General features: G+C 39.4%; 14 protein-coding genes, 1 tRNA gene and 2 pseudogenes. 13 read left to right on the forward strand and 4 right to left on the reverse strand.

The window, feature by feature from the left end; genetic code table 11:
- The first annotated feature begins 544 nt into the window (after window positions 1–544).
- The 4 genes from AACU25_RS00855 (at window position 545) to AACU25_RS00870 (ending at window position 7,120) form a co-directional block, all read left to right on the forward strand.
- Complete coding sequence (locus AACU25_RS00855; protein WP_190445683.1) at window positions 545–2,377, forward strand: iron uptake porin; 1,833 nt, start codon at window positions 545–547, stop codon at window positions 2,375–2,377.
- A gap of 154 nt (window positions 2,378–2,531) precedes the next feature.
- Complete coding sequence (locus AACU25_RS00860) at window positions 2,532–3,629, forward strand: sulfonate ABC transporter substrate-binding protein (RefSeq protein ID WP_096573482.1); 1,098 nt, start codon at window positions 2,532–2,534, stop codon at window positions 3,627–3,629.
- 482 nt (window positions 3,630–4,111) lie between these two features.
- Window positions 4,112–5,935: a vanadium-dependent haloperoxidase gene (locus AACU25_RS00865; RefSeq protein WP_096573483.1), complete on the forward strand. Its 1,824-nt coding sequence runs from the start codon at window positions 4,112–4,114 to the stop codon at window positions 5,933–5,935.
- Between the two features lie 171 nt (window positions 5,936–6,106).
- Complete coding sequence (locus AACU25_RS00870; RefSeq protein WP_096573484.1) at window positions 6,107–7,120, forward strand: hypothetical protein; 1,014 nt, start codon at window positions 6,107–6,109, stop codon at window positions 7,118–7,120.
- A 126-nt stretch (window positions 7,121–7,246) separates the two neighbouring features.
- On the opposite strand, the gene AACU25_RS00875 is transcribed toward AACU25_RS00870, so the two are convergent.
- The gene (locus AACU25_RS00875) at window positions 7,247–7,408 is read right to left on the reverse strand and encodes a hypothetical protein (RefSeq protein WP_190445682.1); all 162 of its coding nucleotides are present in this window, start codon (window positions 7,406–7,408) and stop codon (window positions 7,247–7,249) included.
- Between AACU25_RS00875 and AACU25_RS00880 the strand changes: the two genes are divergently transcribed.
- The 6 genes from AACU25_RS00880 (at window position 7,379) to ssuC (ending at window position 14,362) form a co-directional block, all read left to right on the forward strand.
- Complete coding sequence (locus tag AACU25_RS00880) at window positions 7,379–8,200, forward strand: NADPH-dependent oxidoreductase (RefSeq protein ID WP_096573485.1); 822 nt, start codon at window positions 7,379–7,381, stop codon at window positions 8,198–8,200. The genes AACU25_RS00875 and AACU25_RS00880 overlap by 30 nt on opposite strands.
- 585 nt (window positions 8,201–8,785) lie before the next feature.
- A complete protein-coding gene (locus AACU25_RS00885; protein WP_096573486.1) occupies window positions 8,786–9,589 on the forward strand; it encodes an ATP-binding cassette domain-containing protein in 804 nt (267 codons plus the stop codon).
- Window positions 9,590–10,372: 783 nt separating this feature from the next.
- Window positions 10,373–11,497 carry an aliphatic sulfonate ABC transporter substrate-binding protein gene (locus tag AACU25_RS00890; protein ID WP_096573487.1) on the forward strand — a complete coding sequence of 375 codons (1,125 nt, stop codon included), beginning with the start codon at window positions 10,373–10,375 and terminating at the stop codon, window positions 11,495–11,497.
- A 125-nt stretch (window positions 11,498–11,622) separates the two neighbouring features.
- Window positions 11,623–12,486 carry a TauD/TfdA dioxygenase family protein gene (locus AACU25_RS00895; protein WP_096573488.1) on the forward strand — a complete coding sequence of 288 codons (864 nt, stop codon included), beginning with the start codon at window positions 11,623–11,625 and terminating at the stop codon, window positions 12,484–12,486.
- Window positions 12,487–12,621: 135 nt separating this feature from the next.
- Window positions 12,622–13,440, forward strand: coding sequence for a class I SAM-dependent methyltransferase (locus tag AACU25_RS00900; protein WP_096573489.1), 819 nt, complete (start codon window positions 12,622–12,624; stop codon window positions 13,438–13,440).
- Between the two features lie 121 nt (window positions 13,441–13,561).
- Entirely contained in the window at window positions 13,562–14,362 is an 801-nt protein-coding gene (ssuC, locus tag AACU25_RS00905) for an aliphatic sulfonate ABC transporter permease SsuC (RefSeq protein ID WP_096573490.1), read from the forward strand.
- 133 nt (window positions 14,363–14,495) lie between these two features.
- Here the strand turns inward: ssuC and AACU25_RS00910 are convergent.
- The 3 genes from AACU25_RS00910 to AACU25_RS00920 all read right to left on the reverse strand — a co-directional run bounded on the left by AACU25_RS00910 (window position 14,496) and on the right by AACU25_RS00920 (window position 16,281).
- A tRNA-Ala gene (locus AACU25_RS00910) sits at window positions 14,496–14,568 on the reverse strand.
- A 70-nt stretch (window positions 14,569–14,638) separates the two neighbouring features.
- Window positions 14,639–15,367: an HAD family hydrolase gene (locus tag AACU25_RS00915; RefSeq protein WP_096573491.1), complete on the reverse strand. Its 729-nt coding sequence runs from the start codon at window positions 15,365–15,367 to the stop codon at window positions 14,639–14,641.
- Window positions 15,364–16,281, reverse strand: a complete 918-nt coding sequence (locus tag AACU25_RS00920; protein WP_096573492.1) for a class I SAM-dependent methyltransferase — start codon at window positions 16,279–16,281, stop codon at window positions 15,364–15,366. The genes AACU25_RS00915 and AACU25_RS00920 overlap by 4 nt, the downstream gene beginning before the upstream one ends.
- Before the next feature lie 377 nt (window positions 16,282–16,658).
- On the opposite strand from AACU25_RS00920, the pseudogene AACU25_RS00925 reads away from it, so the two are divergent.
- The 3 genes and pseudogenes from AACU25_RS00925 to AACU25_RS00935 all read left to right on the forward strand — a co-directional run.
- Window positions 16,659–17,120 (forward strand): annotated as a pseudogene (locus AACU25_RS00925) (RtcB family protein); the annotation flags it as partial.
- A gap of 235 nt (window positions 17,121–17,355) precedes the next feature.
- Window positions 17,356–18,165, forward strand: a complete 810-nt coding sequence (locus tag AACU25_RS00930) for an LAGLIDADG family homing endonuclease (protein WP_096573493.1) — start codon at window positions 17,356–17,358, stop codon at window positions 18,163–18,165.
- Window positions 18,165–18,884, forward strand: a pseudogene (locus AACU25_RS00935) (RtcB family protein); the annotation flags it as partial. The gene AACU25_RS00930 and the pseudogene AACU25_RS00935, both read left to right, overlap by 1 nt.
- Window positions 18,885–19,334 lie beyond the last annotated feature (450 nt).

Raw genomic sequence — 19,334 nt, forward strand, 5'->3', positions numbered from 1 at the left:
CTGCTGGATTTCACCAAAAGTCAAACCATTAAATAATTTGGGATTTTAGATTTGCTATTTTTGGCTTATCCCATACATAAGATTTGGGAAAAATCTTAAAATACTATTAATTTACCGGGTTGCCGGAGTTAACACCAAAAAAGTATACTACCAGACATTAATCATAGAAACAAGTTTATTTTGGGAATTTTAAAAAAATAGAGAGTATGTAACTAAAAATACTCATTCTCTACAGTTTTTCTGAAATACTGGTATCCTGTAATATTAATTCTACTATAATTCGACCAAATTACCGGACTTTAATCGCGACAGGTAATTTGGTAGTAGCTACAAAGTTATTTTCTCTCTCTGAATTTTGTACTTAGAAGAGAAAAATTGTGACGGAGATTTGTAACTCACTCTCCAGCTTTTATCTGGAGTCTGAAAGATAATGACACTGCCAACTTCAAGCATAAAATTTCAAAAAAATTTAACTAAGTTATTTGCTTGATGTCTTTGGCAGTACAGAGGATTTGTCCTAGATCGAATTGTTTGTTCAATCAAAATGAAAAAAATTTTTGGGAATTTATTGCTGACCTTACCAACGTTTGTAGTGCTGCTGTTATTGGCAACTAGCGCGAAAACTCTTGCTCAAGAAGTTCCTGCTCAAAAAGAAGTAGAAACTTCATTAACTAAATTACCATCTGTAAATAAAACTGTGCTTGAGGCTAATTTAACAGCCTCAGCTACTACAGAGACTCAGACAGAATCAAAACCATCTGTCATGGAGACAACACCTTTGAGTCCCATTGCACAAGTTCCAGTTATACAGCCTACAACCTCAACACCAAATAGCGATTTAGGACAAGTCACTTCTGTCTCGCAACTATCTGATGTTCAGCCTACCGATTGGGCATTCCAGGCGCTACAGTCTTTAGTTGAGCGTTATGGGGTAATTGCTGGCTATCCCGATGGCACATTTAAAGGGAACCGCGCCCTCACAAGATATGAATTTGCGGCTGGTTTAAATGCAGCACTTGACCGCCTCAACGAATTGATTGCAACTAGTACTGCTGATTTAGTGAAGCGAGAAGACTTAAATACCCTGCAAAAGCTGCAAGAACAATTTTCTGCCGAACTTGCAACTTTACGAGGACGAGTAGACTCTCTCGAAGCGCGTTCTGCTAAGTTAGAAGCCACTCAATTTTCTACAACTACCAAACTGCAAGGTTTAGCACAATTCTTTCTCGCTGATACCTTTGGTAATCGTGTCGGTACAAACAGAGATAATACCAATACTTTTTTAGGCTATCGTGCAACCCTCGCTCTACAAACAAGCTTTACTGGCAAAGACCAGCTGACAACTAGTTTAACAGCATCTAACTTTGTGGCTTTAGGCGGTGCGACTTCTGTTGGTGGTACACCGTTAACCGGAACTAACCAAACCCGGTTTAATACAGAACGCAGCACTGGTTATGCAGCAGACAGTAATCTTTATCTTGATAGATTGTTCTATCGCTTTCCATTCGGGAAAAACACTACTGTCTGGGTAGGTGCGAGGGCACTGCAACCTGTAACTTTTGCCCCTACTCTTAATCCTTTAGTTGGTAACGCCCAAACTGGAACCCTCTCACGATTTGGACTTTTCAACCCTGTAATTTACCGACCAGGTTTTGACGGCGCTGGTTTAGCTTTTGCCCATAAATTTAGCAATCAACTCCAATTCAATGCAGGTTACATCGTAGATGATGCTCTAGGTAGTAATCCTGGAGGGAACGCCACTAATGCAGGTGGATTGTTTGGTAATGCTTATGAAGCACTAGCACAGTTAACTTTTACCCCTAGCCGCAGTCTAGATATTAGTTTCGCCTACGCTCGTAAATACTTCCCCACTCCGGTGTCTCCTGGCCCCAACGGTACAGTAGTTGTTGCGCCTGGTTCTGGTTATAACATCACTGGTGGTACAGGTACTGCTAACGCTGCTCGTCCTTTTGCTTTAGCACCCACATCCTCCGATAACTTTGGGGTGCAAGTTAACTGGAAAGCTAGTCGTGCTTTCCATATAGGTGGCTGGTTTGGTTATACACAAGCCCATCAAGAAGGCACTAGTAATGATGCAACCATCATTAACGCCGCGCTAACTCTGGCGCTTCCAGATTTAGGTAAAAAAGGTAATTTGGCTGGGTTTGTCTTTGGTATCCCACCAAAAGTTACTAGTAATGATGTAGCTGCTCGCAGAGATAACGATACCTCTTTTCATATAGAGGGTTTTTATACCTATAGATTCAATGACAACATTAGTGTGACACCAACTTTGTTTGTCATTACTAATCCAGAAGCTAATGCTAATAACGATCTAATTTGGGTAGGTGCTCTGCGTACTACTTTCACTTTCTAAGCAAAATCACCCGATTTTGTATTAACAGTTTTAACTAAGTATTCATCTCGAATAATCTTACCTATTCAATGTGCGATCGCAGTTTTATCTCCATAAACTACGGTAACTTGATTAACTTAATGTATAATCAAGGATCTCAGATAGGTAAATTCTGATGATGAGTTCGATTTTTCAGCGTTTGTTCGCCGGATTGAAGATATTCCGATTCACTCAATTTGCGCGTCAAAATAGTATCTTTTCCCTTGTGCGTCTTCCGGTGGCTGGGGCTTTTATTGCTAGCTTATGTCTCAGCCTTTTATTTTCATCTTGCACAGCTAATAATGGCAGCAATAATACTACTTCTGCTAATAATTCTAATCAACCTAAAACATCTGTAGTCAAGTTTGGCTATCAAAAATCAGCAATTCTTCTCAAAAGTAAAGGCGTTTTAGAAAAGCGGTTACAACCTCAAGGTGTTTCTGTACAGTGGATAGAATTTCCTGCTGGGCCACAGCTTTTAGAAGCAATGAATGTTGGTAGTATTGATTTTGGTCATACCGGAGAATCACCACCAATCTTTGCCCAAGCTGCGGGTGCATCATTAACATACATTGCGGGAATTGCGCCTAGCCCTGCTGGTCAAGCTATTCTGGTTCCGCCAGATTCTCCGATTAAAACTGTCACTGACTTGAAGGGCAAAAAAATTGCTTTTCAAAAAGGTTCCAGCGCGCATTATATGTTGTTGCAAGTTTTAGAAAAATTTGGCTTGAAATACAGTGATATTCAACCAATATATCTACCACCTGCTGATGCAAGAGCAGCATTAGTTAAAGGAAGTTTAGACGCTTGGGTAATTTGGGACCCATTTTATGCTGCAGCAGAGAAAGCAATTAATGCTCGTGTTTTGATTGATGGCACAGAAGTGAACAAGCAAGGAGGATATTACCTAGCTAGTCGCAAATTTGCTACCGAAAACCCCGAAATCATTAAGTCAATTTTAGAGGAAATTAAAACTCTTGAAGACTGGTCAGATAAACATCGGGATGAAGTAGCAGCTACACTATCACCTGTGTTAGGCATTGATTTAGAAACAATGCAAAAAGCTACACAACGGAAGAAATTCGGTGTTGTGCCTATTGATAGCAATTTAATTGCCATACAGCAGAAAGTTGCTGATAAATTCTATGAATTGAAATTGATTCCTAAACAAATTGATGTGAAGGAAGCAATGCTTTCACCAGAACAATATGCAGCCTTTTCACCAAAGCTATAGGTATGGCTAATATATAGCAATCCTATTTAATTGGTGACATTTTGTGCTGCTCAGATCCCCGACTTTTTACAAAAAGTCGGGGATCTATCTTTTTATGTTGAACTTGAGAAATTGATGTGTAAAATACTTGATTTCTACCGTTGTTTATGAGAAAGTCTGAATTAAGATAAATACGGTAAATCGATAGATTTTAAGTAATTAATGTTGAGCTAAGAAAGCATACTATTTGTCGCTCTAGATTCGGGACTATGCATTAGTCCTAACAACATACTATAGACAGTCATGCGTTCCGTTAGGTTGCCGCAGGCATCGCACTTTTCACAACAGCATTAAGTGCCTACATGATGGTTAAAAAATCCTAGTACATTGTTATGGCAATCAGTTGAGTCAAGGCTCACAAAAGTTTTTCAATTACGAATTACGAATTACGAATTACGAATTAGTAATTATCTCGACGATTTTTTTATCAGTGGAGACATCTTATGCCAGTAGATCCCTATTCTCACGAGAGTTCTGAACAGGATGCTTTAATTCCTAGTGAAACACCAAAAGTGAAGCGCACCGGACGCTTTTTGTTTGGTGGTGCTAGTAGACGCTCTTTTCTTGGTCGCGTCGGCTTGTTTACAACTTCTAGTGTAGTGGCTGGAGTTTTAGGTTCATCTATTACCTCGAAAAAGGGAGACAACATTGTTCAGGCTGCGGAACCTAAAGCAAAGTCTGACCATAACAACTTACGAGAGAAAGCTTTTCAAGTTCGGACAACAGCAGCAAAGAATAATCGAGAAATTCCTATTCCTCCTCATCCAACGAATGGAGATGAAGAGAAATACGCTAACAAAATTGCTACAGATACAAGGGGATTACCCCATAATCAATTGGGTGAAGTGGATCTAAAGGCCTATCAATCTTTTATTAATGCCTTAAACTCTGGCGATCCCAACGAATACGAAAAAATTATCTTGGGTGGTAAACGGAAGCTGGTACAACCACTCACACCATTAGCAATTAGTTTGAGTGGGGTAAACACCTGCCAATTGGCGATTCCAGTACCACCAACCCTCGACAGTGCAGAGCAAGCGGCGGAATTTCTGGAAATTGCTTGGCAACAACTCTTGCAGGATGTACCTTTTAGCGAGTTCCGCAATGACACAACTAACCCACTGATTCTGGCAGCTGTTCAAGATTTGAATCGGTTATCAGCATTCAAAGGGCCAAAACAGAATGGCAAGGTAACACCAGAACTTCTATTTAGAGGTACAGCAATTTACGCTGATGGTTCTGGTAAAACGACTTACCACACTTTACCAGGTGTAGAAGTCGGCCCTTATGTCTCCCAATTTTTACTAAGACCCATACCTGCGGGAACACATAGTTATGCTCAACTTAATCGTGTACCCGCAGCTATTCCCGAAAATACTTTCCAAACCAATTATGATGAATGGTTGCTAGTACAAAATGGTGGCGATCCTGGTCGCACAATTAAATTTGACTCTACTCGCCGCTACTTTATCAATGGGCGTGATCAATCAGAGATTGCTCATACACCACCACCAGTTTATACAAATGCGGCCTTAATTCTTGTCGCTAAACCAAGCAGTGATAATCCTCTAGGTGGTGGTGTGGGTTCACCTTACAATTCTGGCAATCCTTATAACAAGTCAAAAACCCAAGTAGGTGGTTCGGGAACATTTGGCCCAGGATATGCACAATCTCTCATCGGTTGGGTTAGCCCACACGCAATTAGAGCCGCTTACTGGCAGAAGTACTATGTTCACCGTCGTCTGAGAGCAGAGGCTTATGGTGGGTTAGTTCATAACAATAAGGTGAATAAAACGAACTATCCAATTCACCAAGAAGTATTTAAATCAGAAGCCCTCGATCGCATCTATAGCAAATACAAATCCTATTTGCTACCGCAAGCTTTTCCCGAAGGCGCACCGTTCCACTCTTCTTATCCAGGAGGTGCTTCGGTATCTGCTGGTGCTAGTGTAACAATTCTCAAAGCCCTATTTGATGAGAATTATGTGATTCCGAATCCAGTGATACCCGATCCCAAAGATCCTACCAAGCTGATTCCCTATCAAGGCCCGCCTTTAACTGTAGGTGGAGAATTGAACAAGCTAGCGGCGAATATTGGCTTAGGTCGTGATAGTGCTGGGATTCACTGGCGTACCGATGCGGCTGCATCATTGGCACTAGGGGAAGCGATCGCAATTGGTATTCTCAAAGATGAGAAGTTAACATTCCGCGAAATCTTTGAAGGTTTCACATTCACCAAATTTGACGGTACAAAAGTCACGATTTAAAATTTCGCAACTGCAAATGTGAGTGAGGAACTGGGGAAAAGGGAAAGGGATAAAGGTTAAAGGTGAATGATAGAAAGATGAGGGAGTAGGGGCGTATTTTTTCTCTTGTCTTCCTATCTTCACCTCTACTTACTCTGAAATATTGAGAATATTTAGCCGAAGAATCTCATCATGTTTAAGCTTCGGAAACTTTACCTGCGATCGCGGTTTGTATTGTTGGGTATTGTCTTGGCGATCGCACTTTTTATCTATAAACTGCAAGCCCCAGCTTTATCAACTGATATAGAATTAGGGGAGAAACTGGGCCAAGAACTGATTGCGGCTTGTCCTGTTGTTAACGATCCGCAAAATTTAGCAGCTTTCAACTCATGCGCGGACAAATTAGCTCAGTTAACCATCCTCCGCGATACTATGAATGTGCCATTTTTGTGGGGCGCTCAAAGTCAAGCTGGAAATTACAATCTTAAAAACAATCAAACCACTCAATTTGATCCCTTGGTATGGCGACGTACTTACCTGTCTACATTTATGTTTCGTGGTGAACCATTAGTTGAACAGGTTAACAACTTAATTGTTATACACGTGCCTACTCAGTTCCGCAATCAATTAGATATAGGAGATTTTCCTTATCCATTTTGGCACTCATCAAAAAAGTGGAGTTCCTACCAAAAAACTACTGAGTTACTTTTCTTTCTGCAAGATAAACAACTCAAAGGGGCATTGCGTTCAGCTGTTGTTGATCCAGAACGACCAACGGTAGATCATGCATGGGACGGTAAGTGGATTTGGACAGATACCAATGGCAAACAGCAACCTCATGTAACACTCTATACCCGTTTATTTTCTACATCCAACCCATACGTTGTGAAGGTTGATGCTGCTTATCGAGCATTTGAGGCTAAGTTGCGAGAGCATTCTTGTCTTACTTGTCATAGTCCTGACAACAGTAGTAAGCAAAATCCCTTATTAATCTTAAATTACCCTAATCAGGCGCTGACTTTGCGACATGAAACAGTGCGCCAAATCCAAGAAAAACGGATGCCTCCGCCAAATGGAATTACTGATGAGCGAGAACGACAAAACCTGATTGAACTTGCTCAAACATTTGCCAAAGCAGGCGATCAGGCTCTTGCTTATGAAGGAGAGAAAATCACTGTAGGAAAAAACTACAGACATCCTATTTGATTATTAAAAAAATTCCGTACATTTGCAGCTGAAGTTGATAGGAAAAAATGCCTGTTTTAACCCTGAGATGCTGGATATGATTTCAAAAGGTGAATGCAAAGCGCTCCCTACGCCTGATCCCCTCTTCTAGCTTAAAAGTGCTGAGTAAACATCCCCGCCTCGACTTTCATGGTTGGTGATGAAATTTTTTTCATTGGGACTGCTTCCTAATAGCGATCGCTCATCAATAGTAAACACTTCTGGTTTGACTAGTAACTTATGCCTAATTTTACCGAGTTGCTTAATCATCGTTACGGCAATAGCCCAGTTAATGCAGAGCTACCTGTCAATGACTTCATCTCTTCTCTGTTATCTCACCGTTCAATTCGGGCTTACTTAAGCGATGCTTTACCTACAGGAACCTTAGAAACTTTAGTAGCTGCGGCGCAGTCAGCAGCTACATCCTCAAATCTCCAAACATGGAGTGTAGTAGCGGTAGAAGATCCCAGCCGTAAAGGAAAACTATCTCAACTCGCTAATAATCAAGCCCATATTCGCCAGGCTCCATTATTTTTGGTGTGGTTAGCAGATTTAGCAAGGCTAGCGCAGATTGCGGAAAGTCGGGGATTACCTCATGAGGGTTTAGATTATCTTGAGATTTTTTTGATGGCGGCGATTGATGCAGCTTTAGCAGCGCAAAATGCTGTAGTAGCTGCAGAGTCCTTAGGATTAGGAACAGTATATATTGGTGCGTTACGTAACAAACCAGAAGAAGTGGCGCAGGTTTTAGAGCTACCCAAACAAGTGTTTGCTGTTTTTGGCTTGTGTGTTGGATATGCTGATAGCGCCGTGGAAACAGCAATTAAACCACGTTTACCTCAAACAACTGTATTGCATCGCGAAACTTACAAACTAGCAGACAAAGAAGAAGATATTGCTGCTTATAACCAAGCGATGGAAGCTTTTTATCAGTCTCAGAAGATGAATGTCCCCGGTGATTGGACAGAACATTCCGCTAAACGCGTGGCTTTTGCTCAGTCTTTATCCGGACGCGATCGCCTGCGGGAAGTTTTGCAAAATTTGGGTTTTGAACTACGATAATTTTTCGTAGGATACCTAGTTTTATCTATTAAATTTATTTTCAGCATTAACCCTACTTTCAACAACGAGAAAGTGGGGTTTAATTTTTATGTTTCTGTCTCTGTCTCTTCTGGGAAGGAATAATTTATTTGTTGATAGTCTCTCAAGTATGTAGTTGTCAACACAGTTTGTAAGTTTTTTTGTTAAAAGCTACTTGCCTTTTCGCCCCACCTATGTGAGACTACTATAAACATACTACTAAAATCTGACCAAAATACCGTAGTTTGCTATCAAGCAATGATCAAAAATTAGGCAAATTACTGGTGTAAGTGTCTTCTAAGAAGGTTGTGAGATTACCGAAGTTTAAAGGAGGAAAAGCAGTGTCACTCAAAAAAATCTTGTTGTAATCGTAGTTAATGACATTCTTTTCAGATATTAGCTGAGGTAATTGGTCTTCATACCGCATCAATCAGATGAGAAATAGAGTCACTGTAGACCATATAAGTTTATTTTGCTGGTATTTTTTCTGACTAATAGGCTTCTCTAGCCATCTAGAAACAGTTAGTAAGTTGACTGATATGAGAGGAAAAACAGGAGATTTGTAGAATGACATATCTAGTACGAGGGATGCATTTAAAACTACAAGGATTAACCAAGTCCTTTGGAGACAAGACAGTTTTGCAGAATATTGATTTAGATATTGAGCCTGGGGAATTTGTAGCTATAGTTGGGCGCAGTGGTTGTGGTAAAAGTACGATGTTACGGCTGATTGCTGGGCTGGATGCACCCAGTGGAGGCGGTGTATTTTTAAACGATCAACATTTCCACCATCGGATTAACCCAGAGATTCGGATGATGTTTCAGGATGCGCGGTTACTACCTTGGCAGAGAGTACTATCAAATGTGGAATTAGGTTTATTAGGTACTAACTCAAAAGTGTTAGCAAAGCAAACAGCTTTGCAAGTATTGCGCGCTGTAGGATTAGAAGATAGAGCCCATGAATGGCCATCCGTCTTATCTGGAGGACAACGCCAAAGAGTAGCGTTAGCTAGAGCCTTAGCAAGTAGCCCAGCTTTATTGCTGCTAGATGAGCCTCTAGGTGCATTGGATGCACTCACACGTATTGAAATGCAGCAATTACTAGAGAAATTATGGCAAGAACAAGGATTTACTGCATTACTAATTACTCACGATGTGGAAGAAGCTGTTGTACTAGCAGATAGAGTTTTACTCATTGAAGACGGTCAGATTGGTTTGGATTTAGAGATTAATTTGCCACGCCCACGAGTCAGAGGAGATGTAGCACTAGCTCAGACAGTAGAGAAGATATTACAACGAGTGATGGGTCAGCCGGAGCGCGAACCAGGATTAGCAGCAGACTCATTTACCTTTTCATCTGTAACAGTGTAAGACATTTCCGCTTCATCAGTGATAAATTCCATATCTGTGCAAAAATCGGAAAACTGTTTCTCCTATTCCCAGGTATTTGCAGCTTTAATGATCAGTCTGTAACCGAACAAAACATCATTGCCATCCATATTCTCAGACTATCTTCGTGGGTGGGATAACAATTTTTGATTGCTTTCAATAAAATGTACCTGATGTTTTTCGTAGTAAATAGTTAAATGGAATCCACTACCTACTCTTTCGGTATGGATAGGACTACGTACATTTCTATTTCTAATTATCAGTACAACCATATTGAAGCAAGCTTATTAAATATTTTGCCTCCGCCAGAGAAGTGTTGTGTAAATCTCTATTCTCGCGGACATCACACAGTACTTCTCTTACCTAAAATCAGCGTTCAAATTTGTAATTGATAATTACTCATTGTTGGTTCTTTAAACTTTGCAAAATAGTCGTTTAATTCAACAAATTCAATGGGCGAAAAGTTTTAATAGAGCATCCATCTTAATAATACAATTTTCCATCACAGTAACCCTCTCATGAATCTATCTTAAGGTGGGTAACTCCACCTTAATTACTCAATTTAAAGATTACGAATAAACTATAATTATATTTTTTTAGATGTTCTAAGATTTACTACGCTGCACCCATACTTAACAACATCCCATGACATTTCCACTCAATAGCAAAAAAAATATATATAACCGAAGTCCTTAAGTTAGTAGGTTATGAATTTAGCAAATTGATAGATTTTTCACGATTTTTAAGGCGGAGGAAAGCCAATTAATGCAAAGTCTGAAGCATAAATTTGAATCTTGGAAACGCGGTCATATTACTCGTCGTTCAGCGTTATTTGCTTTAGGTTATAGTTTAGCTTTATCTACAACGCTATTTAGTTGCAGCAAACCAGATAAAACTTCTCAAAAACAAGGTGATTCAGCTTCATCGAATACAGCTACTACAGCTAACACCACAAATACCGCCAGTAACTCTAGCAGCCAGAAAGTTATTAGAATTGTCCGTTCTAAACAACTAACTGCCCTAGCTGTGCTTGAAAAACAAGGTAAACTCGAAAAAAGATTAGCAGACTTAGGATACAAGTTAGAATGGCCTGAATTTGCAGCAGGCCCACAACAATTAGAAGCATTAAATGCCAATGGTTTAGATATTGCTTCTACCGCAGAATCACCCCCAGTTTTTGCCCAAGCTGCGGGAACACCTTTAGTTTATTTAGCTGCTAATTCCTCTGATGGTCAAGCAATTTCGCTTTTAGTTCCTAGCAAATCTAATATTAAAAGCGTTAAAGATTTAAAAGGAAAAAAAGTTGGCTTTCAGAAAGCATCTATTGGTCATTACCTATTAGTTAGAGCCTTAGAGAAAGAAGGACTAAAGCTATCTGATGTCCAGTCAGTTTTTTTACCACCTCCAGATGCTAATGTGGCATTTAACCAAGGTAAGATAGATGCTTGGTTTATTTGGGAACCATTTGTTACGAGAAATGTGCAAAACAAAGTTGGTCGCGTGCTGATAGATGGCGGTAACGGTTTGCGAGACACTAACAATTTCTACTCCACAACCCGCAAATTTTATCAAGAAAATCCAGAAGTAATCAAAGCCTTTTTGGATGAACTACAAAAAGCTCAAATTTGGTCTAAACAAAATCAAAAAGAAATTGCAGAATTACTTGCACCAGTGACACAACTGGATGTACCAACATTAGAAGCAATGCATAGTAAATATGATTTCTCGTTAGTACCAATCACGGAGAAAATCATTACTAAGCAACAAGAAGTGGCTGACAAATGGTATGCGTTGGGATTGATACCTAAAAAAGTAGATGTCAAAGAGGGATTTTTGACACCTGAAGAGTATGCCAAAATTACGCCTCAAGATGTTTTGGCGAAGCAGTAAGTAGATAAGGGAGATGAGGGAGATGAGGGAGAAAAACAATTCAAAATTCTGCCCTATTCCCTCTCACAAATACCAAACACCAATTACCCATTACCAATTACCTATTGTCAAAAGTCAAGAATACTATGCCCACGCTAACGTTAACAGAAGTTAAAATCACGCCATTAGATGCACCTTTGGGTGCTGTAGTTATAGGATTAGATGCGAGTCAAGCTATTGCGCCGGAAATTATTTTGCAACTAAAGCAAGCATTGCGCGATCGCCATATTCTCATCTTCAAAAATCAACAGCTGACTGATGAGCAGTTTTTAAATTTTGCATTCTACTTTGGCTCTCTATTTATACCACCGCAGGATATCCCTGTGTTGGCTTCGGAAACAGGCGCTACACCAGTGATTATTCCTGTTTCTAATGTCGATGGTGGTTATACAGGTACGGGTGAATTAGCTTTTCATGCAGATCACCATTGGACTCCCTATCCCTCTAGCGGTTCTCTACTCTATGCGTTAGAAGTTCCTTCTCAAGGTGGTGAGACTTCTTGGCTAAATTTAAATTTGGCCTATGAGACGTTAGATGAGTTTACGAAGAAGCGGATAGCAGACTTACAGCTGATTACTTACAATCCATTTTTGCGCGATCGCAATGCACCTCGTTCCAACTATCGTTTGGATAAGAGTATCCCATTAATTAGCCCTGTCTATCCCCATCCTCTAGTACGCACACATCCAGAAAGTGGCAAAAAAATTCTATACCTCGATTACGCTACAGAAGTAGAGGTTGTTGGTTTAGAACCTCAAGAGGGAGCAGAATTAATTTCTCAATTACGTCAACATCTTAATCACCCACAGTTTTATTATCAACATAAATGGTCTGTGGGTGACATTGTTTACTGGGATAACCAAGCTACTTTGCACCACAGAACACCATTTGACCCCAGCGAAAGACGGGTATTAAAACGTGTAAGTTTAGCTGGAAGCCGTCCGTTTTAGTCATTGAGGTTGTGAGTGGATAACTGCAATAGTTTTGATTTAATCAATATCATTTTTAAGCTTATTGCAGTTAATCACTCATCTAAAAAGCATATTTTTGAATTTAAATTTTGACATTAATTTAACATTAAATATATGACAACAATTCCTGCTTATGACCCAACTTTATTTGAAGGTGCAGCTTGGTACTATGCTCGTTATCGACCACAGTATCCACCTGTGTTATTTGATTTGCTCACCGAGAAATTTCAGTTAGATGGGCAAGGAAGATTATTAGATTTGGGCTGTGGCGCAGGGTTAATTGCTATTCCTTTACGCGATAAATTCAAAGAAGTTATCGGTTTAGATCCCGATGCTGATATGCTTTTAGAAGCGCAACGCCAAGCAGCAGAAGTAGGCGCAACAAATATAAGTTGGGTAAAAGATAGAGCAGAAAATATTTCTCTTGCTGTTGGTAAATTTCAACTAGTGACAATTGGTAGAGCTTTTCACTGGATGCAACGAGAATTAGTTATAGAACATATCTACAATTTACTTTCTCATAATGGTGGTCTGGCGATTATCAAAACTTATGAAGACCCCTGGAATAGCGAACATCCGTGGAAACAAACTGCCATTTCGGTTGTACAGCGTTGGTTAGGTGAAAAACGCCGCACAGGTCAAGGTGGTCAAGGAGAATGGCAACCTTTAGCAGTTCCCCACGAAGAAATTATAGAGAAATCATCATTTAATCGCCAAGCCAACTATGAAGTTAAATATGAAAAATCTTGGACAATTGACTCATACATTGGCTATTTATATTCCACAGCTTTTTGTTTACCTTCTTTCTTTGGTAATGCGGAAAATAGAAAAAAATTTGAAGCAGACCTGAGAGAATCTCTGCTACAAATAGAGCCTTCTGGAAGATTTACAGAAGAACTTCCTATTACTGTCATAGCTGCTTGGAAAAATTAATCAAGCTTGTTATTTGTCATTAGTCCCTTGTCTAACTATGTCCACATACGCTGCTATCAAGTAATAATACATCATGAAAACTATCTCATCTTCTCCTAATAGCTTTCCATCAAGGCAAACAATGAAAAAGCAAAAATCAAAATATCAATTTCTCAAAAATCGCCAAATTCAATCTTTCATTCCTTGGCTAGTACCCCTATCCATTATTGTTGTCTGGCAATTATTATCATCTATAGGCATAATCCCTACAAGAATTTTACCTGCGCCTTTAAGTGTGCTGGGCGCTGCTATTCATTTAGCTCAAACTGGTGAACTATTTAGAAATATTGGTATTAGTGCTGCTAGAGCAATTTCTGGGTTTTTGGTAGGTGGCAGTATTGGCTTTATTTTAGGTTTAGTAAATGGGATTTCTCCGATTGCCGAGAAATTGTTAGATACTTCTATTCAAATGTTACGTAATATTCCCAACCTAGCATTAATACCCCTAGTAATTTTATGGTTTGGAATTGGGGATGAAGCTAGATTATTTCTTGTATCTTTAGGTGTAATGTTCCCAATTTATTTAAATACATTTCATGGTATCCGGAGCGTAGATTCTGGATTAATTGAAATGGGAAAAGTTTATGGTTTAAATACTTGGGGTTTATTTTGGCGAATTATTCTCCCCGGCGCATTATCTTCTATTTTGGTAGGTGTGCGTTTTTCTTTAGGTATCATGTGGTTGACACTGATTGTTGCTGAAACCATCGCTGCTGATTCTGGGATTGGTTATATGGCAATGAACGCCAGAGAATTTATGCAAACAGATGTTGTAGTATTAAGCATTTTGCTATACGCCTTATTTGGTAAATTAGCAGATGTAATCGCCAGATCCTTAGAAACCTACTGGTTGCAATGGAATCCCAGTTATTTGAAAGGGTAAGCAAAACACTGTTAATTATCTAGGGTTATCCAGATTTGCCACATTTTCAGCTATAATTTATTGGCAATAGAGGTAGCTAATTACTCGCAGTGCGAAGCCTTGAAAGATTTGCAGCATATAGATTTGAAATGAATGGAGAATAGGGAACTCGAATCCCTGACCTCTGCGGTGCGATCGCAGCGCTCTACCAACTGAGCTAATTCCCCTTATCTAAGATTGTAGATAGCGAAATCTGAGGAATAATCTTCAAATTATGCATATTCACTATTTCCTATCTTACCATTTATCTGCGGTTGGTTGTAACTCTTTCTGGGAAAACACTTCTTGCACTCGTTCTAGTTCCAAATCAGTCAAATAATCTACAGTCCAGTTACAACAGCGCTGAAGCATATGGAAGGGGTAAGTATTAGCTACACCAACTACTTGCATTTGCGCTCTTTTGGCGGCTTGGATACCAGCTGGGGTATCTTCAATTGCTAAACATTCTGTTGTTTGTAGATTCAAGTCGGGATATTTTTGGTTGAGACGTGTTACTGCCAACAAATAACCATCCGGTTCTGGTTTACTGGTGGTGATATCGTCACCCGCGACTATGACGGGAAAATATTCAGTTAATTGCGCGCGTTGCAGTACTATATCTATTTCTTGGCGAATTGCACCACTAACTAGCCCTAGTTTGAGATTATGGGAGCGCGCTTGAAATATTAAGTCGTCTACACCTGAGTATAAAGGCAGTTTTTCCAGCTGCTCTAGTTCTTGGACATACATCTGCGCTTTTTGCTGGAGTAACTGAGTTAGATATTCTTCACTGAGGACACGACCGCGATTGTACAACAATTCTTGAAAACAAGCGCGGTCACTGCGTCCTAAAGATGCTTGACGTTCGCTATCCCGTTGCGGTTGCAAATTTTCTTGAATCAGAATCTCATCGATCAAGCGCAGGTGGATTTGTTCATCTTTAATGATGACACCATTAAAATCAAATAAAATCGCCTTTAAACTCATGCCTTTATGCCAAAAACTGGGGAGCCAAGATCCTCTAAATCATTATTATCGATTTTGCCATCTGTTGATTTTGATACGGTCTGCTTTACTGTGTTGTATTTAGTTACATCAACTTTTGATATGGGTTTTACGCCACTAGTTACTTGATGCATCCACCAAACATCTTTGCTTGATAAAGCCAAAAATCCTGCTTGATTCATGCTCTCATGGAGATTGAAAGCAGCATAGTCCCGCAGATAAAGCTCTTCAAACACTTCTTTGAGCCATTCTAACTGACGCAGGGCCTTTTGATTACTATCTAAAATTAATACTTGCCCACCAACTACCAGCAATCGGAAGCATTCGCGCAAAATGGTTTGGGATACGGTGGTGGGGATTTCGCGAAATAATAAAGAAGCTGTCACTAAGTCAAAAGAAGCATCAGGAAAGGCGGTTTTTTCAGCATTACCATGTCGCCACAGTATGTCTAAACCAGCACTTGTAGCTTTATGTTCTGCCATTACCAACATATAAGCAGACAAATCTAAGCCGATGACTTGGGCTTGGGGGAAAGCCTGTTTTAACATCAAGGTAGTTGAACCTGTACCACAACCCAAATCTAGTATGCGTCGTGGCTGGACTTGAATTGCATCAATCACAGCTTGGCGGACAAGGGTTTCATTTGGTGGCAGCAGATATTGCAGAATTGGATCGTAGGAAACTACTACCTTGGGGTGGAGATAACCACCCTCAATGCCACGAAATTTATAGCTACTGTAGTAAGAGGGTAAAATTACATCGTCTCTATGGAAGCGATCGCTCTGTTTTTTCCAGTCAATACTCAAAGCATACCGCTCTAATCCCTCTTCATCAATTAAAAAGCTGACTACAGGGGATATCAAACGTTCCCAGATTTTATGTTGAGGAACCGCCATAGAATTGCGCCAAATCGTGGATAGGTGATGGAAACCACAGTGCTATTATTTACAAATTTTAATATATTTCTCAGAAATCTGCCGTTATTGGGAAGCGATGCCTTCGGCTTCTCTGCTAGGTGCTGTGCCAATGCTAACGCAGATGATAATTCCTGATTCAGAACAGCTTTGATGCTGGAGTTGACATTTTCAGAATACAACTACTACATTTGTAGTATAGCTAATTCAAGCTTCCCACAACTGGTAAAGCTTCCTCATTGTGTGGAAGTTAAGCAAAAACTATATTGTATGTAAATTAATACTATGAACAATGATAAAAATACGTAATTTTGTCTTAAATTTTAAATTACACTCAAGAACTGGAAATTAATAGAATTATGCCCTACGAAAAATTAGAAATTTCCGCACCAACGCCTGTATTATCTTGGGCTAATCACGCTTTGGGTAACGAAGAAACCAAAATGGCTAAGAATGTAGCATCACTGCCATTTGTATTTAAGCACGTAGCTTTGATGCCAGATGTGCATTTAGGTAAAGGTGCTTTAGTCGGTTCTGTACTTGCTACTAAAGAAGCAATTATACCTGCTGCTGTGGGTGTGGATATTGGTTGCGGAATGGCGGCGATGAAATTGCCATTTACTGCTGAAAAACTTGAAGGTAAACTCAAGAAAATTCGCCTAGAGCTTGAAGCAGCAATTCCTACTGGATTCAACGAAAATAAAGAAGTTGAAAAATCTGTTACTAATTGGCAACGCTGGAGTGATTTTAAAGATTTGCATCGTGGTGTGCAAAATCTGGAAAGCAAAGCAATGAAACAAATGGGTTCTCTGGGAGGGGGTAAAACATTGCCCCTTACTGTAGTAATGCAGTAATCAAAACTCGTCCAAATCGGTGAAGGCTGAGATTGCTAATACCGAGGGAAGCGGTAAAACGCCCCGTAGAGAGCAGAGGGACTTGAGCATCCTAAATAATTTAGGATGAAGGTGTGCTCCGAACTATACCGAATAGGAAGGTATAGAATCAAGCAGAAATGCCTTGATCGATTGCAACTTTCATCTATGATATTGTGGTTTAATGAAACCCACTGATATCAATCTTGACAATCCCTATTACGCTTACTTATTTGGCTTCATCCAAACTGATGGACATCTGTACAATAACACTCGCGATCGAGGTCGTCTAAGTATAGAGGTCAACAAGAAAGATGAACATATACTGTGGGCATTCAAGAGCCTCTTACCGTTCAATTCTTCAATTACTGAGCGTGTACGAAAAACTAATTTTAGTAATAATCATACATCAGTTATTTGGAGAGTTTATGATAAACGATTTCGAGATTATCTTGAATTATGGGGTTTACCAAATGGATGTAAATCGGAGTTAATCAAAACTCCTAGTTGTAGCTTCTCAAAAGTAGATTACTTTAGAGGTCTAATAGACGGAGATGGATCGCTAGGGCTAACTTGCAAAGGCTTTCCTTTTCTATCTTTCGTTACTTCTAGCTCACATATTGTTGTTGAGTATATAGAATTAATTAGCCAAATTACAGGCAAAGTAAAGACTTCTAACAGAAATACGAGAGATAGCATTTACAACATAGTAGTGTACAAAGAAGATGCTCAAAAACTAGCAAAGCATTTGTACTATGATGGTTGTCTAGCTTTATCTAGAAAACTCATCAAGGCTAATGAAGTGTTAAATTGGAGCCGTCCTGCTAATATGAGGTGTGTCACAAATAGAAAATTTTGGACACCTGAAGAAGATAAGTACATTACTAATCATCCAATTGAGTCTTCAATGAAAGTGCTAGGCAGAAGTCGAAATAGTATTGAACTAAGACTGTGGAGACTAAATAAGCAAAGCAAGCAATCAGTAACAAATTGAACCATTTTATTGAGGTTTGCCTCGATACAGAGAATTACGTTTGGTTGATGCTACATTCTGGTTCGCGTAATATTGGCAATAATTTGGCGCAGTGCCATATTAATACAGCTAAAGAATTAGCGAAGCTTGCAGATAATAATTTGCCTGATCCAGATTTAGCGCATTTTGTAGCTGGTACTCCAGAATTTGAAGCTTACTGGAACGATTTACAATGGGCGCAGGAATATGCACGTTTCAATCGTGATGTAATGATGGCGCGATTTAAGCGGATTATTGAGAAACATCTTGCAGGTGGTAAAGCAACTAAACCTTTATTAGTAGTAAATTGCCATCATAATTACGCTGAAAAAGAAGTACATTTTGGCGAAGATGTTTATGTAACTCGTAAAGGTGCTGTCCGCGCGCAAACTGAAGATTATGGCATAATTCCTGGTTCAATGGGAGCTAAATCTTTCATTGTTAAAGGTAAAGGTAATGCTCATAGTTTCTGCTCTTGTTCTCATGGCGCAGGGCGTTTAATGTCTAGAAATAAGGCAAAAAATGCCTATACTCTTGATGATTTAATTGAGCAGACTAAGGGTATAGAATGTCGTAAAGATGAAGGCGTATTAGATGAGATTCCTGGTGCTTATAAGCCAATAGACCAAGTAATGGCAAATCAAGCTGATTTGGTGGAAGTTGTCGCTACACTCAAACAAGTTTTGTGTGTGAAAGGATAATCCAAAATTTGATTATAGATCAACACAGTTCAGATAAGCTCATTAGTGATTGATTTGTCACTTGTGGAAAAGCTAGCACAATTGGGGGATTCTCCCCCAAACCCCCGATTGGGGGACGGTTGCGTCCCCCAAACCCCCTCCAAAATTATTGTTTTGTTGTCAATTTATTTTCTTAACTGAACTGTATTGGATTCTAGATTGAAAATTAACTGCTGCGGTTGGCTTGTGTAAGTTTATCTATCGCTATCATTTTTTCAAATTTGTATAACTTTCAAAAGTGGGTAATACCCACTTTTTTAATATATATTTATACGAAAATTGTAAACGAGTAATGACATAAAGATTGTGGATGTTCTCTACCAATCTGTCGCGTTATTTTTTCAAGATAGTATAAGTTAAAGACGAGAATCTGCCTAAAGATATAAATCTTTTGTGTAAAAATTCCTTAGC

The sequence above is a fragment of the Tolypothrix tenuis PCC 7101 genome (genome assembly GCF_963874875.1).
Taxonomy (GTDB): domain Bacteria; phylum Cyanobacteriota; class Cyanobacteriia; order Cyanobacteriales; family Nostocaceae; genus Aulosira; species Aulosira tenue.